The 26,055-nt window shown below is 40.1% G+C and carries 21 protein-coding genes; 7 read left to right on the plus strand and 14 right to left on the minus strand.

The genetic code is table 11. From position 1 onward, the window contains the following. The first annotated feature begins 205 nt into the window (after window positions 1-205). Entirely contained in the window at window positions 206-886 is a 681-nt protein-coding gene (gene mutH / locus C9J51_RS11350; protein ID WP_045036046.1) for a DNA mismatch repair endonuclease MutH, read from the plus strand. 23 nt (window positions 887-909) lie between these two features. Here the strand turns inward: mutH and C9J51_RS11355 are convergent, their stop codons facing one another. The 6 genes from C9J51_RS11355 to xerD all read right to left on the minus strand — a co-directional run bounded on the left by C9J51_RS11355 (window position 910) and on the right by xerD (window position 8,927). Then, window positions 910-2,253, minus strand: a complete 1,344-nt coding sequence (locus tag C9J51_RS11355) for a sigma-54-dependent transcriptional regulator (RefSeq protein ID WP_244907470.1) — start codon at window positions 2,251-2,253, stop codon at window positions 910-912. 233 nt (window positions 2,254-2,486) lie between these two features. Further along, window positions 2,487-3,995 carry a lysine--tRNA ligase gene (gene lysS, locus C9J51_RS11360; protein ID WP_045036045.1) on the minus strand — a complete coding sequence of 503 codons (1,509 nt, stop codon included), beginning with the start codon at window positions 3,993-3,995 and terminating at the stop codon, window positions 2,487-2,489. A 32-nt stretch (window positions 3,996-4,027) separates the two neighbouring features. After that, a protein-coding gene (gene prfB, locus C9J51_RS11365) for a peptide chain release factor 2 (protein WP_107180391.1) occupies window positions 4,028-5,126 on the minus strand; the annotation gives its coding sequence in 2 pieces (ribosomal slippage) (window positions 4,028-5,050 and window positions 5,052-5,126; 1,098 coding nt in all). 168 nt (window positions 5,127-5,294) lie between these two features. Then, the gene (gene recJ, locus C9J51_RS11370; RefSeq protein WP_045039511.1) at window positions 5,295-7,019 is read right to left on the minus strand and encodes a single-stranded-DNA-specific exonuclease RecJ; all 1,725 of its coding nucleotides are present in this window, start codon (window positions 7,017-7,019) and stop codon (window positions 5,295-5,297) included. A 122-nt stretch (window positions 7,020-7,141) separates the two neighbouring features. Continuing rightward, entirely contained in the window at window positions 7,142-7,870 is a 729-nt protein-coding gene (gene dsbC / locus C9J51_RS11375; protein ID WP_045039510.1) for a bifunctional protein-disulfide isomerase/oxidoreductase DsbC, read from the minus strand. Between the two features lie 160 nt (window positions 7,871-8,030). After that, on the minus strand, window positions 8,031-8,927 hold the full coding sequence (gene xerD, locus C9J51_RS11380; protein WP_045036043.1) for a site-specific tyrosine recombinase XerD: 897 nt from the start codon (window positions 8,925-8,927) through the stop codon (window positions 8,031-8,033). A gap of 212 nt (window positions 8,928-9,139) precedes the next feature. On the opposite strand from xerD, the gene fldB reads away from it, so the two are divergent. Next, window positions 9,140-9,661, plus strand: a complete 522-nt coding sequence (fldB, locus tag C9J51_RS11385) for a flavodoxin FldB (RefSeq protein WP_107275099.1) — start codon at window positions 9,140-9,142, stop codon at window positions 9,659-9,661. A 71-nt stretch (window positions 9,662-9,732) separates the two neighbouring features. Here the strand turns inward: fldB and brnQ are convergent, their stop codons facing one another. Next, window positions 9,733-11,052: a branched-chain amino acid transport system II carrier protein gene (gene brnQ / locus C9J51_RS11390; protein ID WP_045036041.1), complete on the minus strand. Its 1,320-nt coding sequence runs from the start codon at window positions 11,050-11,052 to the stop codon at window positions 9,733-9,735. Between the two features lie 397 nt (window positions 11,053-11,449). Between brnQ and C9J51_RS11395 the strand changes: the two genes are divergently transcribed. Together C9J51_RS11395 and srmB are read left to right on the plus strand one after the other, a co-directional pair. Continuing rightward, window positions 11,450-12,160, plus strand: a complete 711-nt coding sequence (locus C9J51_RS11395; protein ID WP_045039509.1) for a tRNA1(Val) (adenine(37)-N6)-methyltransferase — start codon at window positions 11,450-11,452, stop codon at window positions 12,158-12,160. A 195-nt stretch (window positions 12,161-12,355) separates the two neighbouring features. Continuing rightward, window positions 12,356-13,606, plus strand: a complete 1,251-nt coding sequence (srmB, locus tag C9J51_RS11400; protein ID WP_045039508.1) for an ATP-dependent RNA helicase SrmB — start codon at window positions 12,356-12,358, stop codon at window positions 13,604-13,606. Between the two features lie 90 nt (window positions 13,607-13,696). On the opposite strand, the gene yaaA is transcribed toward srmB, so the two are convergent. Continuing rightward, window positions 13,697-14,470, minus strand: coding sequence for a peroxide stress protein YaaA (yaaA, locus tag C9J51_RS11405; RefSeq protein WP_045039539.1), 774 nt, complete (start codon window positions 14,468-14,470; stop codon window positions 13,697-13,699). A 108-nt stretch (window positions 14,471-14,578) separates the two neighbouring features. After that, window positions 14,579-16,030: an alanine/glycine:cation symporter family protein gene (locus C9J51_RS11410; RefSeq protein WP_107275101.1), complete on the minus strand. Its 1,452-nt coding sequence runs from the start codon at window positions 16,028-16,030 to the stop codon at window positions 14,579-14,581. Between the two features lie 497 nt (window positions 16,031-16,527). On the opposite strand from C9J51_RS11410, the gene C9J51_RS11415 reads away from it, so the two are divergent. Continuing rightward, window positions 16,528-16,710: a DUF3545 family protein gene (locus C9J51_RS11415; protein ID WP_045036037.1), complete on the plus strand. Its 183-nt coding sequence runs from the start codon at window positions 16,528-16,530 to the stop codon at window positions 16,708-16,710. Window positions 16,711-16,780: 70 nt separating this feature from the next. Here C9J51_RS11415 and ung read toward each other — a convergent pair whose 3' ends face one another. Further along, window positions 16,781-17,443 carry a uracil-DNA glycosylase gene (ung, locus tag C9J51_RS11420; RefSeq protein WP_045036036.1) on the minus strand — a complete coding sequence of 221 codons (663 nt, stop codon included), beginning with the start codon at window positions 17,441-17,443 and terminating at the stop codon, window positions 16,781-16,783. A gap of 3 nt (window positions 17,444-17,446) precedes the next feature. Continuing rightward, a complete protein-coding gene (nfo, locus tag C9J51_RS11425; RefSeq protein ID WP_045036035.1) occupies window positions 17,447-18,295 on the minus strand; it encodes a deoxyribonuclease IV in 849 nt (282 codons plus the stop codon). 362 nt (window positions 18,296-18,657) lie between these two features. On the opposite strand from nfo, the gene grcA reads away from it, so the two are divergent. Further along, on the plus strand, window positions 18,658-19,035 hold the full coding sequence (grcA, locus tag C9J51_RS11430; RefSeq protein WP_045039507.1) for an autonomous glycyl radical cofactor GrcA: 378 nt from the start codon (window positions 18,658-18,660) through the stop codon (window positions 19,033-19,035). A gap of 96 nt (window positions 19,036-19,131) precedes the next feature. On the opposite strand, the gene thrC is transcribed toward grcA, so the two are convergent. The 3 genes from thrC to thrA are packed head-to-tail and all read right to left on the minus strand — an operon-like array spanning window position 19,132 to window position 23,844. After that, window positions 19,132-20,424 carry a threonine synthase gene (gene thrC / locus C9J51_RS11435; RefSeq protein WP_045036033.1) on the minus strand — a complete coding sequence of 431 codons (1,293 nt, stop codon included), beginning with the start codon at window positions 20,422-20,424 and terminating at the stop codon, window positions 19,132-19,134. 2 nt (window positions 20,425-20,426) lie between these two features. Next, window positions 20,427-21,383, minus strand: coding sequence for a homoserine kinase (thrB, locus tag C9J51_RS11440; protein WP_045039506.1), 957 nt, complete (start codon window positions 21,381-21,383; stop codon window positions 20,427-20,429). Window position 21,384: 1 nt separating this feature from the next. Further along, on the minus strand, window positions 21,385-23,844 hold the full coding sequence (gene thrA / locus C9J51_RS11445) for a bifunctional aspartate kinase/homoserine dehydrogenase I (protein WP_045039505.1): 2,460 nt from the start codon (window positions 23,842-23,844) through the stop codon (window positions 21,385-21,387). A 424-nt stretch (window positions 23,845-24,268) separates the two neighbouring features. On the opposite strand from thrA, the gene aceK reads away from it, so the two are divergent. After that, entirely contained in the window at window positions 24,269-25,999 is a 1,731-nt protein-coding gene (gene aceK, locus C9J51_RS11450; protein WP_107237156.1) for a bifunctional isocitrate dehydrogenase kinase/phosphatase, read from the plus strand. Window positions 26,000-26,055: the final 56 nt, after the last annotated feature.

A 26,055-nucleotide genomic window follows, 5' to 3' on the forward strand; every position in this document is an offset into this window, starting at 1 on the left:
TCTTTTATTTTAAATATAACCATAAATAACACCATTCACTGACCGATTATTAAATCAACATAATGGGCTATATCGTTCAATCTAATAAAAAGATCCTTCATAATCATCATTACGCCGCAATGATCCATAACGATCTTCATCTACGATATCATGCTAATATGCAGCGTACTAAAATATTCGTTATCACTTTCAATTACGACACTTTATGAATATAAAAACACTACCATCAACACCAAAAACAGAAACGGAACTACTCAATCGAGCCCAACAACTGGCTGGAATGACACTGGGAGAATTAGCCGCGATCGCAGGAATCATTCCGCCTCCCGATCTTAAACGTGATAAAGGTTGGGTTGGTCAATTATTAGAATGGCATTTAGGCGCGACGGCGGGCAGTAAACCTGTCCCTGACTTTATTGATCTTGGCATTGAGCTTAAAACAATCCCAATTAGTTATCAGGGCAAACCATTAGAAACCACATTTGTCTGTGTTGCCCCATTAATTGGCGTCCAAGGTTTGCAATGGCGCAGTAGCCATATTAGACAAAAATTAGCACGAGTATTGTGGGTGCCCGTTGAGGGAGAACGTGATATACCGCTTGAGGATCGCCATGTGGGATCGGCGTTATTATGGAGTCCAACGGCAGAAGAAGAAGCACAATTACAGCAAGACTGGGAAGAGTTAATGGATATGATCGTATTAGGACAAGTAGAAAACATTACCGCTCGTCATGGCGAAGTATTGCAATTACGTCCAAAAGCGGCAAACAGTAAAGTCCTCACCGAAGCTTATGGCGCAAATGGTCAACCGATTAAAACCTTGCCACGTGGTTTCTACTTAAAAAAACAATTCACTGCACAATTATTGCAACGACATTTTATTTAGTCATAAAAGTTCTATCCAATAACTCATGCATGGCTTTGACGAAAACAACGTGGCGGTGGAATTAACTGATGTTTGTTTAACAACCGATACATCGTTGCTCTCGATACCCCCAATTCTCGCGCAGCCGCTGATATTTGACCTTTATTATTCTCTAACACCGTTAATAATGCATTACGTTCAGATTCTTCACGTACTTTTTTCAAACTTAATTTATCGTCAATTAAGCGAGGAATATCTAACTGATCCGCTTCAATACATTTATTTTCAGCTAATAAAACAGCCCGCTTGATTTGGCAAATAAGTTCCCGCACATTCCCCGGCCATGGATACTGTAATAACATTGCTTGAGCTTGTTCCGATAACGATTTTGCAACGCTATTATATTGACGGGCATATTTTAATAATAAAAACTCAGCTAATAAAATAATATCGTCACTGCGTTCACGTAATGGCGGTACGGTTAGAGATACAACATTTAAGCGGAAATATAACTCACGTCGTAACGTTGCTAATGTCACCAGATTATCAAGCGAATGATGGGTTATTGAAATAATTCGCATATCAACAACAATAGTCTTACCTTTAGGGTCACAATAACTGCCATCAACCAACACCTGATACAGTGCTTGCTGGCAAGCATCCGTTAATGCAGTAAACTCTTCAAGCACTAACACCCCATTATTAGCCGCTTCAAAAACAGATTGAGCCCCGTGTTCCGTCTCGATTATCCAATCAGCGGTCATGGTTTCACAATTAACCCGTACGACCTGTTGTTTCGCACGCGCTGACGCTTGAAAAACAGCATCTGCCACTAATATTTTCCCCGTACCGATTTCACCACTGATAACAACGGAAACATCACTTAATGCGATTCGCTTAACTTGATCACGTAATTTTTTCATGACCGTCGTTGAGCCTTGTAAGCCTTGTTGACCAAAATTACCTAATTGTGGCCACACCTTACGCTCTAAATTAAGCATACCAATCTGATGACCAATCGTTTGTAATAATCGATCTGATGGAATAGGAACCGAAAAATAATCAAGACAAAAATTAACGATAAATTGCCCTATCGCTTCATTAGCTAGTTGCTCATCACGCACAATCGCAATCCAACGGACTTGTTTATTACGGTTTACCATGGCTGAAAAACTATGAATACTAAAATCATCATGGCTTAAATCAACAACACCAATACAAGGACCGATTTCTAACAGCAATGATTCTGCTGTTCGTAAATCATAACAACGATGGCATAACCAACCTGCGCTTTCCATTGAGGGTAACCAATTTTGATTATTACCGCCAAAAATAACTAAGGTATTTGAAATAACCGTCTGCGTTTTTTTGACCATCCCAATTGTCATTCATCCCTCCATTAATAACGCAATTATCTCTCTTATGGCGTGTAACAATTGCTTTATTAATAATATACGAACAAATGCAACTTGTTTAGTATAATGTAATTAAGCTAATATAATCTGTTGATGTTACTCATATTATTATCCAGAAAGCTGACATTTGTCGCTTTTTTGACTCTTTTTTCGAGACAAAAAAAAACCATCGCACTAGGCGATGGTTTTTTTATATAACAACGCGATTAATTATTTAGTTGTGGGCGCATTGCCGGGAACAAAATAACGTCACGAATTGTATGTGTGTTAGTAAATAGCATTACTAAACGGTCAATACCGATACCTTGACCCGCTGTTGGTGGTAAACCATGCTCTAGCGCAGTAATGTAGTCTGCGTCATAGTACATTGCTTCATCATCACCTGCATCTTTAGCATTAACTTGTGCTTTAAAGCGTTGGTCTTGGTCTTGAGCATCGTTAAGCTCAGAGAAACCATTCGCTACTTCACGGCCACCGATGAAGAATTCAAAACGGTCAGTAATGAATGGATTTTCATCGTTACGACGAGCAAGTGGTGAAATATCTGCTGGGTATTCAGTAATGAATGTTGGTTGCATTAGTTGAGTTTCAGCAGTTTCGCCAAAGATCTCTTCTAGTAGCTGACCACATGTCCAGAAGCTTTCAACTTCAACATGTACAGATTTTGCAATCTTAATCATTAGCTCACGATCAGCAACACCTTCGTAAGTTAATGCTTGAATTTCTGCGTGCTCTGGGTTGTATTTTTTGATCGCATCTAACATGCTAATACGCGCGTAAGGACCTGCAAATTCAACTTCAAACTCACCGTAAGGCATTTTTGAAGAGCCTAGAACGTCAATCGCAACGCTGCTTAGCATTTCTTCAGTAAGATCCATCAAATCATGGTAATCAGCATACGCCATGTAGAATTCCATCATAGTGAATTCTGGGTTATGACGTGGAGATAGACCTTCGTTACGGAAGTTACGGTTAATTTCGAACACACGCTCAAAACCACCAACCACTAAACGCTTAAGGTAAAGCTCAGGCGCAACACGTAAGTACATGTCGATGTCTAATGCATTATGATGTGTTACAAATGGACGTGCTGTTGCACCACCAGGGATCACGTGCATCATTGGTGTTTCAACTTCCATGAAGTTTTTAGTTACCATGAAATTACGGATCGCTGAAACTACTTTTGAACGGATGATAAATGCACGACGAGAATCATCATTTACAATCAGATCAACATAACGTTGGCGGTAACGCATTTCTTGGTCAGTTAAACCATGGAACTTTTCTGGCAATGGACGCAATGCTTTAGTAAGCAGCTCATAGTTATCCATCTCGATGTAAAGATCGCCTTTACCCGATTTGTGTAGCGCCCCTTTAACACCGATGATGTCACCGATATCTAGACCAGAATATTTTTCTTTTAGTTCTTTCTGAACATCTTTAGATGCATAAGCTTGAATACGGCCAGATACATCTTGAATAGCAAGGAAAGGACCACGCTTAGCCATAACACGGCCAGCGATTGCATATACATGACCGGCTTGTTCAAGCTCTTCCTTGGTCATCTCACCGTATTTTGCTTCTAAATCAGCCGCTAAGCTATCACGACGGAAATCATTTGGGTGGCCATTTGCTTTGCAATTTTTGCGGATCATGTCTAATTTAGCACGACGCTCAGCAATCAGTTTATTCTCATCTTGTACTTGGTCAGTCATGGGGTATCCCTTAAAATTTTACTGAAATTCGGTTAAAGACCTGATTTCAAGCTAGCTTCAATAAAACGGTCTAAATCACCGTCCAATACTGCTTGGGTGTTTCGATTCTCCACCCCAGTACGTAAATCTTTTATGCGGGAGTCATCCAATACATAAGAACGGATTTGACTGCCCCAACCAATGTCAGATTTGGTATCTTCACTGGCTTGCTTTTCAGCATTTTGCTTCTGCATTTCATATTCAAACAATTTCGCTTTTAATTGCTTCATTGCTTGATCTTTGTTCTTATGCTGAGAGCGATCGTTCTGGCACTGTACAACAAGGTTTGTTGGTAAGTGTGTAATACGTACCGCAGATTCAGTGGTGTTTACGTGTTGACCACCCGCACCTGATGCACGGTATACGTCAATACGTAAATCAGAAGGATTGATATCAATAACGATATTGTCATCAATTTCTGGATACACAAAGGCTGACCCGAACGAAGTATGACGACGACCGCCTGAGTCAAACGGTGATTTACGCACTAAACGGTGAACACCTGTTTCGGTACGTAACCAGCCATAAGCATACTCACCGCTAATACGGACTGTAACAGATTTAAGACCGGCAACATCACCAGCAGAGATTTCAATGATCTCACTCTTAAAGCCTTTGGCATCAGCCCAACGCAAATACATGCGGAGCATCATTGATGTCCAATCTTGTGCTTCAGTACCACCAGAACCCGATTGAAGATCAAGATAGCAATCAGAACTATCATGATCGCCAGAAAACATACGACGAAATTCTAACTTAGCTAACTTAGCTTCAAGCTCAGCTAACTCAGGTTCAATCTCATCAAAGGTTTCTTGATCGTCTTCTTCAACCGCTAACTCAAGTAGGCCAGCGACATCTTCAACGCCTTGGTCTAATAGATCAATGGTTTCGACTACCGCTTCCAGTGCTGCACGTTCTTTACCTAACGCTTGTGCGCGTTCAGGTTCACTCCATACATCTGATTGCTCTAGCTCTGCATTTACCTCTTCTAGACGCTCTTTTTTAGCATCATAGTCAAAGGTACCCCCTAAGGATGTCAGTTCGTGCTGACACATCCTCAAGTCGGTTTTTAATAGGATTAATTTCGAACATCGCCACACTTCATTACCGAAATAGATATAACAGCAAGATTCTATCGAATTGTAGATAGAATATACAGGGGGAGAGAAAGGTTATCAGAAAATTAATCCAAATATGGTGACAATCTAGGCTGTCAACGCCAAGATCTTCACCACAATCCTTTCACAAAGCACACTAACTTTATTTTGCTGTTAAATGTTCAACCATCAATTGCACGCTACGATTACCGCGAAATTCATTTACATCGAGGCGATAAACTAATTCAATCTGTTGTACGGAAGCATCAGGCCAACGTTTTAGATCAACATTAAACGCAATCGCATCAATAATACTCCCCCCCGCCAAGGGCTCAACCATCATTTTAAGATGCTTTCCTGCCACCAATTTTTGGTGCAATAATCGAAACGAGCCATCAAACGTCGGTTCTGGAAATTGTTGTCCCCACGGTCCACCAGCGCGTAATATTTCAGCGGTATCAAGCGTTAGTTCATGGGGTTGTAGTTCACCATCACTGAGTAATACACCTTGCAATGCATCTTCATCTAACACTTTACGTACTGCGGCATCAAAAGCGAGACTAAAGGCGTCCAATTGAGACTCAGGGATGGTCAATCCAGCCGCCATCGCGTGACCACCAAATTTTAAAATCATACCAGAATGTTGTGTATCAACCACATCTAACACATCGCGCATGTGTAATCCGACAATAGAGCGACACGATCCTTTAATTTCACCATTACCCGCATCAGCAAAAGCAATCACAGGACGGTGATATTTATCTTTGATCCGCGAGGCTAAAATACCGATCACCCCTTGGTGCCAATCACGTTGAAACAGCACTAAGCCATAAGGCATATCCTGCTGATTAAACTGTAACCGTTCACAAATAGCGAGACCTTCTTCTTTCATCCCTTGTTCTATTTCTTTGCGGGTTTGGTTAAGTGCATCAAGCTCTGTTGCCATCCGCCGAGCGGCTTGAATATTGTCACATAACAACAATTCCACCCCAAACGACATGTCATCTAACCGCCCGGCGGCATTAATTCGAGGACCTAAAGCAAAGCCAAGATCGCTCGCGACTAATCGAGCAGGATCGCGATTGGCAACTTCGATTAATGCTTGAATACCAGGGCGGCATTTACCAGCACGAATACGTTGTAAACCTTGATGGACGAGAATGCGGTTATTACCATCTAAAGCCACCACATCAGCAACCGTACCCAGTGCCACTAAATCAAGCAGTTCAGCTAAATTAGGCACAGCCAATGCTTGTTGTTCAAACCAACCGTTATTACGCAGTTCTGCTCGTAAAGCCAGCATCAAATAAAACGCGACCCCAACCCCACATAATGCTTTTGAGGGAAAACCACATTGATCAAGGTTAGGATTGACCATCGCATCGGCGGCAGGTAAACAATCCCCGGGCAAGTGATGGTCGGTTACCAACACTTGTACTCCTTGCGCTTTTGCGGCTGCAACACCATCAATAGACGAGACACCGTTATCGACCGTCATGATAAGTTCTGCACCACGATCAATCGCTTGTTGCGCCACTTCTGGGCTTAAACCATAGCCATCATCAAATCGATTCGGCACCAGATAATCAACATTACGACAACCCAACATTTTCAATGCCAGTACCGATAACGCAGAACTGGTGGCGCCATCGGCATCAAAATCACCCACAATAATAATGCGAGTATTATTGGTAAGTGCGGTAACTAATAGTGTTACAGCATCAGCCATACCATAAAGCTGATTATAATTAAGTAATCCTTTCGCGCCGCGTTCAAGTTCAGCATCATTAGTGATACCACGGCTAGCATAAATACGTTGTAAAATAGCAGGGATCTCATTCGAGAAGCCTTGAGGATCGACAACAGGACGACGCTTAATTTCTATCATAGTAACGGCTTCTTTTGTGGAATGATTATCTTTTCATCTTAACCAAATCACCGCCAACAAAAAAGCCTGATAATAATATCAGGCTTTTATACACGATGACCGATGTTGATAAATGGTCGTGATTAGCTTTTCGCTTTGCTATCCAATAATTGCAGTAACGCCGCTGGCGGTTGGTAACCTGGAATCATAGTGCCATCTTCTAGCACTATCGCTGGCGTACCATTAACACCCATCGCAACACCTAACTGATATTGCTCCATCACTAAATCAGGACGCGGGGTGATTTTTGATTCATCAAACGTGCCGCTCTTCGCATCATGCATTGCTTTAACACGATCTTTGGCTCCCCAAATTGCACTCATTTGATTGAAATTACTTGAACGCTCACCACCACGAGGGAAAGCTAAGTAACGTACTGTAATGCCCGCATCGTTATAGCCTTGCATTTCATTATGCAATTTACGGCAGTAACCACAGCTGGTATCGGTAAACACAGTAACAACATACTTTTCATTTTTAGCAGGATAAACAATCATGTCTTTATCCATACCGGCTAATTTAGCTTTATTTAACTGCGCCATTTTTTGCTCAGTTAAGTTCACTGGCTCAGCACCTGTATTTTGGTACAAATGACCTGCTAAAAAATATTGGCCGTCATCAGAGGTATAAATAACACCACGTTCAGTCACCACTTCATTTATACCCGCCATTGGCGATGCCGTAATTGAACTTGGTGTTAAACCAATGGTTGACAATTGCTTGGTAATAGCCGTTACATCAGGCTTGGCTACCGCAGAAAAAGCGGTAAGTGCAACAGCAGTGGCTAGCATGGTGCGATGAATAAAATGCATCTTGTTATCCCTTTTATAATGATGACAACCTCGGTATAACTACAGACCGAGATATCGACGATATAATTTCAATTACGCTATTATTTTTATCTTCGCAGCATAAATGAAGTATTCCTAAATACAAATATTATCGTTAATTTTAATTAATAATATCTCATAATTATGCACGAGGGTGGTGGCTTTGGTGCAATTGTTTCAATCTTTCTGTTGCAACATGGGTATAAATTTGGGTAGTAGAAAGATCACTATGACCAAGCAACATTTGTACCACGCGTAAATCAGCACCATAATTTAACAGATGGGTTGCAAAAGCATGGCGCATAACATGGGGTGATAACGTATCAGCATCAATACCGGCTAATACCGCATAATATTTAATTCGATGCCAAAATGTTTGACGTGTCATTTGACGTGCGCGTCGACTTGGAAACAATACATCCGAACTTTTCTCGCCCAATAACACTGGCCGTCCGGTTTCAATAAACTGCTCAATCCAATCAACCGCATTTTCCCCCATTGGTACTAAACGTTCTTTATCACCTTTACCCGTAACTCTTACCACCCCTTGGCGTAAGCTAACTTTATCCATGGTTAAGGTGACTAATTCAGTTACACGTAGCCCAGTGGCATATAATAATTCCAACATCGCTTTATCACGAAGTTCAAGTGGATCATTAACATCTGGCGCTTCTAATAATGCATCTACTTGCGCTTCACTAAGATCTTTTGGCAATCTTTTTGGCAACTTAGGCGTTACTAACATCGCACTAGGATCATCAATCCGTACTTTTTCACGATACAAATATTGGAATAAACGTCGAATAGCCGACACCATGCGAGCGCGTGATGTTTGCTTATAGTTTTGGTCAAACAACCATAATTGATAACGTTGTAAATCATCTACAGATGCTTGAGAGACAACAATCGTCTGTTGTTGCATCCATTGTTGTAGTTTTTTTAAATCATTACGATAAGAGGCGAGAGTATTATCAGATAATCCTCGTTCCATCCACATCGCATCAAGAAAGCGCTCAATAATAACATCGTCGGTTACCATTTTTACCTCATCATAAGCTGTGTCATAAGACGGTTTAAATACATGGATAAAAACACAGTGCTCAGCGCATAATAGGATATTTAACCTTAAAAGTAACCTCGTTATCCATGTATCCAATCGAATATTATGACTTTCAAGCCCATGCTAACCTTGAGCTTGGCGATCAATAACGAGTACACTTTGATTAAAAATAAAAACGTAGGATACACAGCATGAAAATTGGTTTGTTTTATGGCTCAACAACCTGTTATACCGAAATAGCAGCAGAAAAAATTCGTGAATGTCTCGGCGCTGATATTATTGAATTACACAATATTAAACATACGCCATTAGCTGAAATGAACCAGTATGATATGTTAATTTTAGGCATTTCAACTTGGGACTTTGGTGAAATTCAAGAAGACTGGGAAGCGGTATGGCAACAACTTGATGGCTTACAATTACAACAAAAAACAGTCGCTCTATTTGGTTTAGGTGATCAAGAAGGCTATACCGAATGGTTTTTAGATGCGATGGGTATGTTGCATGATCAGCTTAGTGCTACAGGGGTCCAATTTATTGGTTATTGGCCTAATGATGACAGCTATCAATTTCAAGCATCAAAAGCATTAACCGCAGATAAAGAATTTTTTGTCGGTCTCGCGTTAGATGAAGACAGCCAGTATGAATTAAGTGATGCTCGTATTGAGAAGTGGTGTGAACAAATCATGCTTGAATATGCTCAACTATTATAATTGATATTATTCTATTTATAGAAAAGGGATGCCAGCGCATCCCTTTTTTAATTTGTCAAATCAAACAACTATTATATTTTAACACTATTTTTATCATCATCATTCGGCTGATTACCACCAACGAAACGAGTAATAATTAAAGCAATTAGCGTTGGTAAGACCCATGCCATGCCGTAATTAAATAGCGGTAATGAACTAAACAATGACATATCAAATTTCAGATACTTAGCAACATCAATCATACTAAAAACAAATGAGACTAATAGTACAACTCGGTATGCCAAACATGGATTAGGCAACCACTTACGAATAAGCGTTAATGCCACTAATGCAATAGCAACCGGATATAATGCAAACAATACTGGTACTGATAACGTAATCAGCATATTTAAACCAACATTAGCAACAACGGCACACACTACTGCTAATAATACTGCCCATTTCTTATAAGACATGGGGGTTAGCGTACTAAAATAATCGGCACACGCACTGATTAAGCCAATCGCCGTCGTTAAACATGCTAACAATACAATTGCTGATAAAATAATCTGTCCAGTAGGTCCAAACAGCGCCATCACATAAGTGGTTAATATCGCACCGCCATTACCCACCCCAGCAGCAATCCCCGCACTGGTTGCACCAAGATAAAATAATGATACGTAAACAAAAGCCAAACCAGTAGCAGCAATCAAACCCGCATAGATAAGATAAGTACAAGTAGTTTTATCATCTGTAATACCTTTACTACGAATAACATCCACAATCAGCATACCGAACATCAATGCAGCAAAGGTATCCATGGTGTTATAACCTTCAAGGAAACCTGTCGTAAACGCTTGAGTAACATAATCACCTTGAGCGGCAACAATGGTTCCTTGAGGGTTAACAAAAACCGCGATCGCCAACACCGTTAACACCACAAATAAAGCGGGTGTTAAAAACTTACCAATCATGTCGATTAATTTACCGCGAGACCAAGCAAAGAACAGCGCTACAGCAAAAAAGAGGATAGAAAAAATAGTTAAGCTGGTTTGACTTGCATCGGTAATAAAAGGTTTAACGGCCATTTCATAGGCAACAAGACCAGTACGAGGAGCGGCGAACGCTGGACCAATAATGATAAAAATCAAAACAGCCATGACGGTTGCAACTTTTGACGGTAAATCACGGGTTAATCCCGCCCAACCACCACCCGCAATAGCAACGGCGATAATACCAATTAAAGGTAAACCTACCGCAGTCACCAAAAATCCGGACATTGCGGGTAACATATTTTCACCCGCAAGCTGTCCTGCTAACGGTGGAAAAATGATGTTACCTGCACCAAGGAAGAACGCAAAAGTCATAAAACCAAGCGCAATGATATCTGTTATTTTGAGCGTTTTTTTCAAACTGCACCTTCCAGTCTCTAATGGGTTATATATTGTGTCTGCATTTTTTATAATAAGTAGCACGGGTTATATATTGCTATTAATTGCGTGCCTTACAGCATAATGACCAAAAAGAGTAATCTTAGCAATAGAGCAGCCCAAAACACCATATAATCCAGTTTGAAAGCATTATAACCAGAATCAATCACTGTTATAAAAAACCAAAACAAAATAAAAAACCAACACTAAGCAAAATAGCCATACTTACAAAAAAGATATAACACTTAAATGCTGCTACAAAAACAGAATTTTAACAAAATAGCAGCCATTAATTTTATTTTGGTTGTATAACATTCGTTTTATATATTTTTGTTTGTTTTATCAACCTAATAACAAGTCTAAACCAAGGAAAACAATAATGAGTCGCAGTTTTAACTTTAAACAATTCACCATTAATGATCATGGCTGCGGCATGCCTATCAGTACCGATGGCGTATTATTAGGAGCATGGGCAGATCTTCCGCAGCAAGGACATATTGTTGATATTGGTACTGGGAGTGGCTTATTAGCATTAATGACGGCACAGCGAACACTGACCACAACCATTACGGCTATTGAATTAGACTCAACAGCAGTAACAGCGGCAACAGCTAACTTTGCATTATCACCATGGTCATCACGACTGCAATGTATAGAAGATGACATAACCCAGTGGTGTCAGCATATTCCACCAGCCACAATAAATAGTATTATCTGTAATCCCCCTTACTTTAACGCGGGTCAACAAGCACAACAGCAGCATCGAGCAACAGCACGTCATACCGATAATTTAAGCCATCAACAACTGCTTGAGACTATTCGTTATTTATTAACGCCAATGGGCAATGCCAATATTATTTTACCCGCTTATGAAGGCCAACAATTGATCACCCAAGCACCGACTTACGGGTTATACTGCCGCCGTCGCTGTGATGTTCATACCACAGAGCACAAACCCGTAATGCGCATATTAATCGAATTAACTAAAAATTGTTCTATTACTAAGCAACAGCAGCTTTTCATTCATACTAAGAATACTTACTCGTCTGATTTTATTAGACTTACTAAAGATTTTTACTTAAAAATGTAATCTGCCACCGCATAAAATATAATCAAACAATAACGAATATTAAGTATTATCTGAAGTTTTTATGTTTTAATCGGTGTTACTTACGCCAAGAGTGGCTATAATGCCGCCCCTTAATATAAATACCCATGTTCTGGTTATATTGCACAAGCACCGTAACGAGAGCATATTTAGCATTTGTCTTGGGAGAGATAACTGGTGAAAGACTTTTCCGAATTAGAGTTAGATAGCGAGCTATTACGAGCGATTGACGAGATCGGCTATAACCGCCCAACCGTAGTTCAAGCGCAGGCTATCCCTCATGCCCTTGACGGTAAAGATGTCATGGCTTCTGCACCAACAGGGACCGGAAAAACAGCTGCGTTTCTGCTTCCAATGATTCAGCACTTGCAGGATTTTCCACGCAAAAAGCCGGGGCCTGCACGTGTATTAATCTTAACGCCAACCCGTGAGTTAGCGATTCAAGTTGCTGATCACGCAAAAGCGCTTTCTAAGTACACTAACTTAAAAGTATTTACCATTACTGGTGGTATTTCTTACGATGAACATGCTGAGCTACTGGGCAAAACGCAAGATATCGTCGTAGCAACACCTGGTCGTTTAATGGAATACATTGAGTCTGAGAAATTTGATTGCCGCGCAATTGAGTGCCTTATTCTTGATGAAGCTGACCGTATGTTGGATATGGGCTTTGGTAAGATCGTTGAGCGCATCAATCATGAATGTCGCTGGCGTCGTCAGAGCTTATTATTCTCAGCAACCCTAGAAGGCAAAGGCGTACGTGAATTCTCAGAAACAATTCTGAATGAACCACTTGAAGTGAATGCCGATCCATCTCGTCGCGAACGCAAAAAGATTCAACAGATGTACCTTCGTTGTGATGACATGAATCACAAACTTGCTCTACTTTCGAATATCATTACCGAGCAAGCTGAACGTACCATCATTTTTGTGAAAACACGTGAGCGCCTAGGTATCCTTCGCGGTCAATTAGACGCAATGGGCATCCCTTGTAACTGGATTCAAGGTGAAATGGCACAGGCTGCGCGTACTAACATGATCACCCGTTTCCGTGATGGTGTGGTAAACGTATTAATTGCTACCGACGTTGCAGCGCGTGGTATTGACTTACCCGATATTAGCCATGTGATTAACTTCGACATGCCACGTACAGCTGAAGTGTATTTACACCGAATTGGTCGTACTGCTCGTGCTGGAAAAAAAGGCACCGCAATAGCGTTAGTTGAAGCGCATGACCAAGGCATGATGGAACGTATTAGCCGTTACATGCAAGAAGATGTGCCTGAGCGTTTTATTCATGGCCTACGTCCAAAAACAAAGAAATCAAATACAGCAAAGAAAAAGAAAAAAGTTGATAAGAAAGTAAAAGAAGCGAAAGCGAAAAAGAAAATCAAACAAGCGGCGAAAAAAAGCCAAGCTAAATCATAATTTTCGCATCTAAAAAGCACCTATAAAAAAAAGGCCAACGTTTAATACGTTGGCCTTTTTTTAGTATTACAATAAACATTACGGTATTAATTATTGCTGTTCTCGTTTAAAAACCAACTCAGTCGATGTTGATTCACCAGCAACAAAATAATAGCCAGCACTATCAAACTGTTGTAATTGGGCGATAGACGTTAATTGATTATCTAAAATATAACGGGCCATCATTCCACGGGCTCTTTTAGCGTAAAAACTGATCACTTTATAGGTGCCATTTTTACAGTCTTTAAAAACAGGGGTAATTAATTGCGCATTGAGTTTTTTAGGCTTAACCGCTTTAAAATATTCATTGGATGCCAAATTAACTACAATATCATCGCCTTGTTCAGCAACCGCAATGTTAAGTTTATCGGTAACAATATCACCCCAAAATTGATATAAATTACTGCCACGAGGATTAGCTAAACGGGTGCCCATTTCTAAACGGTATGGCTGCATCAAATCCAGCGGCCGTAACACACCATAAAGCCCCGATAACATTCTTAAATGCTGTTGTGTATAAGAAAACTGAGCTTCAGTCATGGTTTCAGCGGCTAAACCCGTATAGACATCACCTTTAAATGCTAAAATTGCTTGGCGAGCATTATCAACAGTGAACTGTGGCTGCCATTCAGCAAAACGAGCGGCATTTAATCCGGCGATTTTATCACTGACCTTCATTAAGCTCGCAATATCCATCGGTGTCAGCTCACGGCACACATCAATCAATTCAGCTGAATCAGAGATCAATTCAGGTAACGTATGGGTTGTTGTTGCTAATGGAGAACTATAATCCAGTGTTTTTGCTGGTGATACCACGATTAACATAAGGCTTTTTCCTTTAAAGTCTGACAGCTTTAGACTACCACCATCAATTGCAAAAACCACGCATAACTGCCGTGGTTATTACTATTTCACTAATAGATATAATAACCGTTAATGCACACTAGGTTTAACTGCCAAGGGTGATGTTTGATCCCAAACACCAGCATCTAACTGAGCATGTAATTCTGGATATTCATGACAATCAAATATCGGTATTTTACCTAATCCCAGTTGCTTATTATAATCCTGAGCCAACTTAACCACCGTTCCAGAAAGAAGTACGATTGCCGCTAAGTTAATCATTGCCATCATTGCCATTGATATATCAGCCATCGCCCACACGGTTGGTAAGTCAGCCATCGCGCCAAACATCACCATACACAACACGATAATTCGAAATATATTCACACTTAATTTATGATTATGCTTTAAAAAAATCAGATTGGTTTCAGCATAAGAATAGTTTGCAATAAGTGACGTGAATGAAAAAAAGAAAATGGCGATCGCAATAAAAATCCCACCCCAATCACCGACTTGAGAACTGATTGCTTTTTGGGTTAATTCAATCCCGGTGATACTACTATGTGGTTCATATTCACCAGACATTAAAATAATCGCAACTGTCGCAGAACAAATAACAATGGTATCTATAAATACCCCTAACATTTGCACATAACCTTGTGACGCAGGATGAGGAGGATAAGGCGTTGCTGATGCCGCAGCATTGGGAGCCGATCCCATGCCAGCTTCATTAGAAAATAATCCCCTTTTTAAACCATTAATCATTCCTTGAGCAATGGTATACCCCAAGGCACCAGAAGCCGCCTCTTCAAACCCAAACGCACTTCGAAAAATAAGCATTAAAATATGCGGTAACTGTTCAATATTATTGAGCATAATAAATAGAGCTAATGCCAGATAACATAATGCCATTGTTGGTACTAAAATTTCAGCCGTGCGGGCAATCGTGCGCATGCCACCAAAAATAATAAGGCCGGTTAATACCACTAAGCCAAAACCGATATAATGAGGTTGCCAACCAAAAGCGACATACGTTGCTTGGCTAATCGAATTTGCTTGTACCGCATTAAAAACCAAACCAAAAGCAATGATCAGGCAGATAGAAAATATCACCCCCATCCACCGCATACCTAAGCCTCGCTCCATATAATAGGCAGGCCCACCACGATAATTACCCTCATCATCACGGATTTTATACAATTGCGCTAATGCACTTTCCGCAAAAGCGGTCGCCATGCCTAACATAGCGATAAGCCACATCCAAAAAATAGCGCCAGGGCCACCAAGTGTTAATGCAACCGCTACTCCTGCCATATTACCGGAACCAACTCTCGCTGCCAGACTGGTACATAACGCTTGAAAAGATGAAATACCAGATGCATCGGATTTACGGCTATTTCTCATCACGGCAAACATATGTTTAAAGTAACGAAACTGAATAAAGTTGAGGCGGTAAGTGAAATAAAGACCAATACCAATCAGCAAATATATTAATACCGATCCCCACAACAAATCGTTGATAAAATTAATCTGACTGATCACATTTACACCTTAAAAATCGATAATTAATGATACAAAGCCCTTATTAATACCGAGATTAATACAACAAAAAATATTGCTAAACATGGCAACAATACGTTACAGGTATTTATTTCAACCTTATAAACTTTAACGCATAATTTTAGCCATAAGGTACAAAACTGTTATTAAAATAATAATCATATAATTATCATTATTTTTACAGTGAGTTACAAAACTTACAACTAAAAAAATTCACTGATTATTATCCTTTAAAAATTAATTAAATTTAGATAATTAACCTTTTTAACTAAATACTGATATCTAAAACGATAAAGACTCTATTTAACACTAATCCTGGTTTCTTTTTTAATCTCTCAATCAACAATTGTGATATTAAGCACACAAAAAATTCATACTTTTATAACAAATGAGAAACTGTTCAATTTTATTATGAGTCGTTCTATGGTAATAAATACTCAAATCGCTTACATCAAGCGAAAAGTAGGGATGGGTGCTTTATGGATAGCTTTGCATTTGATGAAATGATGACAATAGATACTATTTCTCGTCGCTCTCGAGCTAAACCAGAAAAACGAAAATGGCGTGAAATTGAAGCATTGAAAGATCGTCAAAGACTACGTCGAGAGCTACAAGATATGGACATGTGCGGTAGTTTCAATAGCGATGATTTTGATTTTTAAACATACTTTTAAAATGGCCAGCATTGATACTGGCCATTTTATTCCTAAGAAGGATGCTTACTACTCTTAATTATAATTGCCAGTCGATAGGTGCTCTATTCATCGAGATCAATAATGCATTGGTCTCTGAAAAGTGCTTACAACCAAAAAAACCACGATAAGCAGACAATGGAGATGGATGAGCAGACGTTAGTACATGATGTCGTTCAAGGTCAATTTTCTTACCTTTTTTCTGAGCATGTGCGCCCCACAATAAAAAAATCACCCCTTGTGTATGCTGTTCAAGATACTCAATCGCATTATCTGTAAATATCTCCCAGCCTATTTTTGCATGAGAATGTGCATGTCCTTGTTCAACCGTTAATACCGTATTTAACAATAAGACGCCTTGCTGTGCCCACGGTTGTAAATAGCCATGGTCAGGAATAGTAAAATCTTTGATATCACTCGCTAATTCCTTATACATATTAGCTAATGATGGTGGCGTTTTAATACCCGGTAAGACCGAAAAACTAAGTCCATGAGCTTGATGTGGTCCGTGATAAGGATCTTGACCTAAAATCACCACTTTAGTCTCCATTAATGGCGTACTAAAAAATGCATTAAGTACGTCACGTTGAGGAGGAAAAACAATTTTACCTTCTGCACGAGCGGTTGCCACAGCTTGCTCAATTGCTTTAAAGTACGGTAATTGTTGTTGCTGCTCTATAAATACTTGCCAACTTGCTGTCATTACTTAATTCTCTATTTCAAAACCACGTAAAGTAGCAATTTCATGCTGCCAAATATCGGGGTTAATCGTTTCTAATATCAACGGAATATTATTAAATCGACGATCTTGCATTAAGAATCGAAAACAATCCCAACCTATATTTCCTTCACCCAAACTATGATGGCGATCTAAATGGCTACCTAAGTCACCTTTGGAATCATTTAAATGCATCCCTCGCAAGTATTGCATTCCAACTACTTGATCAAATTCAGAAAAAGTAGCCTCTGTTGCGGCCATTGTTCGTAAGTCATACCCTGCGGCAAAAGTATGACAAGTGTCGATACAAACACCAATACGTGATTTATCATCAACTTGTGAAATAATTTCAGCTAAATGCTCAAAACGCCAACCTAAATTAGATCCCTGACCCGCTGTGTTTTCAATAACCGCCACCACATCATCAACTTGTTGATGGGCTAAATTAATGGATTCAGCAATCAAGGTTAAACACGCAGTTTCTGATATTTTCTTTAAATGACTACCTGGATGAAAATTTAATAAATGCAATCCTAGTTGCTGACAACGTTGCATTTCATCGACAAAAGCTAGGCGTGATTTTTGTAATTTTTCCGCCTCTGGCGCACCTAAATTAATCAGGTAAGAGTCATGCGGTAAAATAGATTTAGCATCAAAGCCCAACTGCTGACAGCGCGTTTTAAATGCCAAAATAGTATCAACCTCTAATGGCTTCGCCTGCCACTGGCGTTGATTCTTAGTAAACAATGCGAATGCATTTGCACCAATAGCCTTAGCATTTGAAGGGGCATTGAACACACCACCAGCTGCCGACACATGTGCACCAATTAGTTTCATAATAACGTCCTAAAATAACCGCCAACCAACATATTAACAACACCAATAATACTGGCGATATTTAACATATAAACTCACAAAAAGTGACACTTTATTCACCAATAACATATAAACACATACTATAATGTTGTTATTTTACAACAAAATAACATTCAACTTATTTTTTAAATTTGATATTTTTAGTTGATTCCCCAGTAAAATGCAGTTAGATTGACCTAGCTCAATAAAACAGCCTTATTATATTTAAGGTTTTTCGTTGTAACTTGATCTACATCAATACACAAAAGTGCATTGAAGGTTATATAATATGTAGCTCACTACAAAAACGAATAAATTAACAACAATTTTCTTGGAGAAAAGTTATGATTACTGGTATTCAAATTACTAAAGCAGCAAACGATGATCTACTAAACTCAATCTGGATCCTAGATAGCGAGTCTAATGAAGCGCGTTGTGTTTGTGCACCTGGCAGCTACGATGCTGACCAAATTATCGCACAAGCAGATCTTGGTGACATTGAGTACCGTGAACTAGCTATCGAAGCACCAACTAAGATCGAAGGTGGTCAACACTTAAACGTTAACGTTCTTAAGCGTGAAACACTACAAGATGCTGCTGCACACCCAGAAAAATACCCACAGCTAACAATCCGTGTATCGGGTTACGCTGTACGTTTCAACTCGCTAACAACAGAACAACAGCAAGACGTTATCGCTCGTACTTTCACTAGCAGCCTATAATTTTCAGCCTAGTGTAAGTGTCTTGATTTGAGCAAGATGCTGTAATAAAAAAGGAGCCTATGGCTCCTTTTTTGTCGCTTTTTTATTTAAATATATTTATACACTAGGTTGAGCTGAATATAAAATTGCCTTAATTGCAGTAAAATCATTAGCAGCATCTAAAGATAATAGCGGCAATGCATTATGTTTAGCGAGTGGCGCAGGCAATGGCAGATCAGTACCAAGAATGTCATCAACCACGTCTTTAAACTTTGCCGGATGCGCGGTACACAAGAACAGACCCGTTTCACCTTCTGTTAATTGTTGCTCTAAAACATGATAAGCAATCGCACCATGTGGCTCACACAAATAACCATCGGCATACATTTGCTTTAATGTCACCGCCGTTTGTTGGTCATCAACCATGCCATAGCCTAGCTCGTCTAATCCCCACCCTTTAAGCTGACATAACTCTTCAATACGGGGCCAGTTATTGGGCTGACTAACGTCCATCGCATTTGAAATCGTGGCAACGGTCGCCTTTGGTGTCCACTCTCCGGTTTGTAAATAACGCGGAACCGTATCATTAACATTCGTCGCCGCAATAAAGCGTTTAACCGGTAAACCTAATGATTTAGCTAATAGACCCGCAGTTAAATTACCAAAATTACCACTAGGTACGGAAATAACGAGTTGTTCACGCTCTGCTTTTGATAATTGTGAGACCGCCTCAAAGTAATAACAAATTTGTGCCATTAGACGACTAATATTAATTGAGTTTGCGGAATTTAAACCAATATCAGCCCGTAACGCTGCATCATCAAAAGCTTGTTTTACCAATGCCTGACAATCATCAAAAGTACCATTCACCGCCACAGTGGTAATGTTATGACCTAATGTACAAAATAGCTTTTCTTGCAGTGGGCTGATTTTACCTTTGGGGTACAAAATCACCACTTGAATATTATCCATACCATAAAAAGCATGAGCAACCGCAGCGCCTGTATCACCAGAGGTTGCCGTTAGAATGGTAATGTTACCGTCACTATCGGTTACCGCCGCTAAAGATTGCGCCATAAAACGGCCACCAAAGTCTTTAAAAGCTAATGTCGGACCATGAAACAGTTCCAATGCATACACACCAGATTTAACCTGTTTAATTGGCGCAGGAAACTGAAACGCACTATCAACCATTTGAGTCACAGTTTCGCAGCTTAGCTCTTCGCCAATCAATGCCGATAAAATCTTGCTGCTGCGGCTCACAAAATCCATCGCGAGCAACGCATCAATGTCACCCAGTTGTGGTAATTGTGCTGGAAAAAATAACCCTTGTTGACGACCTAAACCTTGGCGCACTGCCTGACCAAATGACACTTGCTGTTGGTGTTGTTTCAAATTATATAACTTCATCGCTATAATGTACTCCCTGTGACTTTTGCACCTTGTTTATCTAGCTGACAAACATGCACAAATCCTTGATCATTTTGAATATAATTATCGGCCAACCATTTAGCTAACCGCTGTGCGACCTCAAGATTAGTACAAACACTAAACATCGTTGGTCCAGAACCTGAGATACCACTCGCAATCGCACCCGCTTCTAGCGCATATTTTCGAGCTTGATTAAAACGTGGTAATAACTTTTCACGATAAGGCTCAGCCACAACATCATGGATCATTTTGGCGGCTAACAAGGGTTGTTGTGAGTGGCAAGCATGGATAAACCCCCCCAGATAACGTCCATGTGCAATCACATCTTGGCGACGATATTGAGCAGGTAAAATTGCCCGCGCTTCTGCGGTCGGCACTTTAATCCCCGGATATGCCATCACCCAATACCAATCATCAAAACAAGGGATCTCTTGGCTGATAATATCCATTTCTTGGACCATAAATTGCAACCCACCGAGAAAGCAAGGCGCAACATTATCGTAATGGACACTGCCAGAAACTTCACCTTCCATCTCCCCCATTAAGGTCAGCAATTCATTACTGGTTAATGGTTGTTGATGATATTGATTTAAAGCATCAAGCGCCGCCACAATGGAACATGCACTTGAACCTAAGCCAGAACCAATCGGCATGTTCTTTTCTAATGTGACAGCCACTGGCAATAACGTAATACCTTTATAATCCAATTCACGAGCAAACACTTGCCAACAGCGATACACAATATTGTCTTGTGCTTGTGGCGGTAACTTATCCACAAAAGCGCCGATACATCGCAAACTAAATGCCGACGTTCCCGCTGCAACTTCAACCCGATCCCCTAATAACGAACCATCAATAGGAGAAACTGCAGCACCTAACACATCAAAACCAACACTGACATTACCAATAGATGCTGGCGCATAAACAACAACACTCATGTTATATACCTCGCTTCCAACCTAAAGTACGCATTAGATCAGCAAACACACCGGCCGCTGTCACTTCAGTACCTGCACCATAACCCCTTAATACCAATGGGATTGGTTGATAATAACGACTATAAAAGGCTAATGCGTTTTCACCGTCTTTGATTTTAAACATCGGATCATCAGGATTAACTGCAACGATTTTGACATTACAATTGCCATTCTCAATCTCACCCACATAACGTAATACTTTATCTTCTTTTGCCGCAGTCGCAGCCAGCTCAGAGAAATACGCGTCCGCTTCGGGTAAACGAGCCATAAATTCATCAACAGAACCCGAAGCATCAAAACCTGGTGGTAATGCTTGTTCTACCACCACATCGTCAAGCTCTAATTCTAATCCGGCTTCACGAGCTAAAATCAGTAGCTTACGCGCAACATCCATACCAGAAAGATCATCTCGCGCATCAGGCTCAGTAAAGCCATTATTACGCGCTACCGTGGTCGCTTCACTGAAACTCATGCCATCATCTAACTTACCGAAAATATAAGATAAAGAGCCCGATAAAATACCCGAGAAACGCATTAGCTCATCACCCGCAGCCAGCAAGTTTTGCAGATTTTCAATCACAGGCAAACCTGCACCAACCGTGGTGTCATACATAAATTTACGATGACCCACTCGCGCAGCTTGACGCAATTGTTGGTAGTACGCCATGCTGGCAGTATTGGCTTTTTTATTCGGTGTAATAACGTGGAAACCCGCTGCTAGATAATCAGCATATTGCTCAGCAATGGTTTGATCAGACGTACAATCAATAATAACCGGATTAATAATATGGTTATGGCGCACTAACTCAACCATGCGTTGTAATTGCAATGGCTCATTAACCGCCCCCATCAAATCACGCCAGCTATCCAATACAAAACCATTACTGTTAAGTAATAACCCTTTACTGTTCGCCATACCACAAACACGGATCACAATCCCTTTTTGAGCTAATTTTTGTTGCTGGCGGTGAATTTGATCAATCAATTCACCCCCTACGCCACCAACACCGACAACAAACACATCTAACGTATGTTGGCTATTGAATAAATTCTCATGACAGGCTTTAACCGCTTCTGATACTTTATTTTGAGGAATAACCGCAGAAATAGCGCGTTCAGAAGAACCTTGTGCAATCGCCACAATATTGACATCGACTTCCGCTAATGCCGTAAAGAATCGCGATGCCACACCGTGTGACGTTCGCATACCATCACCGACTAACGTTACAATCGATAAATCATCACTGAACTCAACTGGTTCTAATAAACCTTCTTTTAATTCAAGTTCAAAACTGGCAATTAACGCTTTTTTTGCCACAATCTTATCGGCCGTTTCAATACAAAAACTAATGCTATATTCAGATGAGGATTGTGTGATCAGAACGACGGACACGCCCGCCGTCGACATCGCGCCAAACACACGCGCAGCCATGCCAACCATGCCTTTCATTCCCGGACCGGAAACGTTAACCATGGTCAAATCTTTTAAAGTAGTAATGCCTTTAATATCGAGCTGATCTTCACCTGTATCTTGACCAATGAGCGTACCTGCACCTTGAGGATTAAAACTGTTTTTAATTAAACACGGGATTTGAAATTGAGCGATCGGAGCAATGGTTTTCGGATGTAATACTGACGCGCCAAAATAAGAGAGCTCCATCGCTTCTTGATAGCTTAATGATTTCAATAAGCGAGCATCAGGCACTAAACGCGGATCACAGCTATAAACACCATCAACATCAGTCCAAATTTCACAACAATCGGCCCGTAAACAAGCCGCTAACACTGCCGCTGAATAGTCAGAACCATTACGACCTAAAGTCACTAACTCACCTTGAGCGTTACCCGCAGTAAAGCCCGGCATAATACAAACGTGACCCGCGGGTAGTGGGTTATTAAGAAAATGCTGTGTTGAAACTTCAATATCAACATGCGCTTCAAGGTAATCACCGTCAGCATGTAAATACTGTATCGGATCAATCAAACTTGCCGCCTGACCTTTAGCTTCTAATAATGATTTCATTGTTGCAATCGATAACCGCTCACCTTTACTGATCACTTTGGCGTACACGTTATCAGGGCATAATCCTAACAATCTAATTCCATGAACATATTGCTGTAATTGCTCAATAGTCGTTGCTAATTTAGCCATTAATAATGGTTGATCAAAAGCAGGTTCAAGTGCTTTAAGTCCATTAAAAAGATCATTAAAAACGGTTTCTAATGTCGCTATTTGCTGAGTAGCAACGCCTGTAGTTACCGCACTTTCAATCACAGCAACCAAATTATTCGTAACCTTACCCGGTGCTGATAACACCACCGCAACTTCACCTTGTTTGGCATTACTGGCAATAATATCTGCTGCTCTTAAAAATCGCTCTGCATCTGCTAGTGACGATCCGCCAAATTTAAATACTCGCATTCCCTACTCCCGAGTGACTATCCTGAACTACTTGCCTGTCGACAAATATTACTCAATTGATGAATTTAAATTAAAAAAAAACCCGCAGCTCTTTATGAGTTGCGGGCTTGTTGTAATTCTGCACATATCAGCCCGCACCAACACCGGTAATGGTCATAATCGTGGTTGTGGTAATAGTGATACGGGATAGATTTACCATTATTGTCATCTCTATTTACATACTGTTACCTTACGATTGCATGAATAACAATATAGAGTCAATAAAGTTTTTACAATTATCACATAATAATTACGTTATCGCATTCTGCTATCTTAAGCCGTTTAATGCTCAAAAAAACAACAATAATATTTGCAGTCCACTACAGAGCGTTGCATAGTAAATAAATAACGAACCATAATATTGTCATCATTTAAGGATAAACTGATGAGTGCAGCCATGGAGTCACTAATAGCACATACTATTTTACAAGGCTCTGACGCCATGTTTGGCCGCTTTCTTGACGTCACTGCCGAAGCGCAACAACGTTTTGAACACCAACAATGGTCACAAGTACACCAAGCATTAAAAACCCGCATCAGTTTTTATGATCATCATGTTGAGTTAGTCACTAACCAAATTCAAATTATGCTTGGTGGCCAATATGCTAATCAGATTTGTTTAACCGCCGTAAAACAGGCTTATCAGAATTTATTGGTTGATTACCCACGTTATGATATTGCTGAAAGTTTTTTTAATTCAGTCTATTGCCGTATCTTTAAACACCGTAATATCAACCGCGATAATATCTTTGTTCATAGCTCACAACAGCACCGCATTCCAACTTACCCAAGCACATTAACCCGTCATTATCGTGTCCAAACAACAGTAGCGGCAATGATAGAAAGAATGCTTGATGATCAACCGTTTACACTTAATTGGAATGATAAGCAGCGTGATATTCAATTATTGGTTACCCACTTAGCAGCAGAACTAGGTGATAAGCTTGATCAACAATTAACCTTAGAGCAAATTCGCGAACCTTTTTATCGTAATAAAGCCGCTTATCTGGTTGGAAAACTGACTTTTGCAAACGGTGAGTCATTGCCTTTAGTGCTCCCCATACTCAATCATAAGGGACAGTTATTACTGGATGCGGGTATCTGTAACGTTAATGATGTCAGTGTTATTTTTGGCTTCGCCCGTTCTTATTTTATGGTTTATAGTCCCGCACCTGCTGCCTTAGTGCGGTTTTTAGCCCAACTTCTACCCAATAAAAATTTAGCCGAACTCTATACGGCAATTGGCTGCCAAAAGCATGGGAAAACAGAATTTTATCGCCAATTTTTAGATCATTTAGCACACTCAGACGACCAGTTTATTATCGCACCGGGCATCAAAGGCATGGTGATGTCAGTCTTCACTCTGCCTTCTTATGATTTTGTATTTAAAATAATTAAAGATAAATTTGCACCACAAAAAGACATTAGCCCTCACGTTGTTAAACAAAAATATCAACTGGTAAAAGAGCATGATCGCGTCGGCAGAATGGCGGACACGCAAGAATACCGTCATTTCAGTTTTCCTCGCCACCGATTTAGCGACGAATTAATTCATGAGTTATTAACCATCGCTCCATCAATTGTTACTGTTACCGATGATGATGTGATTATTGAACACCTTTATATGGAACGGCGGATGATCCCATTTAATATCTACATTGAAACCGCCAATGATGCCGATTTACGTTACGCGGTAAATGAATATGGCAACGCGATTAAACAATTAGCCGCCGCCAATATATTTCCAGGAGATATGCTCTTTAAGAACTTTGGGGTTACCCGTCATAAACGCGTAGTATTTTATGATTATGACGAAATTACGTATATGAATGAAATGAATTTTCGTACCATTCCAGAACCACGTTACCCTGAAGATGAAATGGCCGCTGAACCTTGGTATAGCGTTGGGATTAATGATGTTTTCCCAGAAGAGTTTCGCACTTTTTTATTGATCAATCCTAAAGTAAAAACATTGTTTAATGAGTTACATCAAGATTTGTTTGAAGCCAGTTATTGGCAACATTTACAAAATAATATAAGCCAAGAATTGTATCCTGATGTTTTTCCTTATCATGCTCGTCATCGGCTCCATATTAATATCAACAAACCACAATGATAATGAACAATTGTAATATAAGACGATATTACGCCTAAGTTGTGGCAACGCTCATA

The organism is Photobacterium iliopiscarium, assembly GCF_003026395.1.
GTDB classification, from domain to species: Bacteria; Pseudomonadota; Gammaproteobacteria; order Enterobacterales; family Vibrionaceae; genus Photobacterium; species Photobacterium iliopiscarium.

Bases quoted from the DNA above. Each gene is read 5' to 3' on its own strand.
- mutH (WP_045036046.1), top strand. From the start codon at position 206: ATGAATATAAAAACACTACCATCAACACCAAAAACAGAAACGGAACTA.
- lysS (WP_045036045.1), bottom strand. From the start codon at position 3,995: ATGACTGACCAAGTACAAGATGAGAATAAACTGATTGCTGAGCGTCGT.
- ung (WP_045036036.1), bottom strand. From the start codon at position 17,443: ATGACAGCAAGTTGGCAAGTATTTATAGAGCAGCAACAACAATTACCG.
- C9J51_RS11395 (WP_045039509.1), top strand. From the start codon at position 11,450: ATGAGTCGCAGTTTTAACTTTAAACAATTCACCATTAATGATCATGGC.
- xerD (WP_045036043.1), bottom strand. From the start codon at position 8,927: ATGGTAACCGACGATGTTATTATTGAGCGCTTTCTTGATGCGATGTGG.
- thrB (WP_045039506.1), bottom strand. From the start codon at position 21,383: ATGAGTGTTGTTGTTTATGCGCCAGCATCTATTGGTAATGTCAGTGTT.
- fldB (WP_107275099.1), top strand. From the start codon at position 9,140: ATGAAAATTGGTTTGTTTTATGGCTCAACAACCTGTTATACCGAAATA.
- C9J51_RS11415 (WP_045036037.1), top strand. From the start codon at position 16,528: ATGGATAGCTTTGCATTTGATGAAATGATGACAATAGATACTATTTCT.
- thrA (WP_045039505.1), bottom strand. From the start codon at position 23,844: ATGCGAGTATTTAAATTTGGCGGATCGTCACTAGCAGATGCAGAGCGA.
- grcA (WP_045039507.1), top strand. From the start codon at position 18,658: ATGATTACTGGTATTCAAATTACTAAAGCAGCAAACGATGATCTACTA.
- recJ (WP_045039511.1), bottom strand. From the start codon at position 7,019: ATGATAGAAATTAAGCGTCGTCCTGTTGTCGATCCTCAAGGCTTCTCG.
- thrC (WP_045036033.1), bottom strand. From the start codon at position 20,424: ATGAAGTTATATAATTTGAAACAACACCAACAGCAAGTGTCATTTGGT.
- C9J51_RS11355 (WP_244907470.1), bottom strand. From the start codon at position 2,253: ATGACAATTGGGATGGTCAAAAAAACGCAGACGGTTATTTCAAATACC.
- nfo (WP_045036035.1), bottom strand. From the start codon at position 18,295: ATGAAACTAATTGGTGCACATGTGTCGGCAGCTGGTGGTGTGTTCAAT.
- dsbC (WP_045039510.1), bottom strand. From the start codon at position 7,870: ATGCATTTTATTCATCGCACCATGCTAGCCACTGCTGTTGCACTTACC.
- aceK (WP_107237156.1), top strand. From the start codon at position 24,269: ATGAGTGCAGCCATGGAGTCACTAATAGCACATACTATTTTACAAGGC.
- yaaA (WP_045039539.1), bottom strand. From the start codon at position 14,470: ATGTTAATCGTGGTATCACCAGCAAAAACACTGGATTATAGTTCTCCA.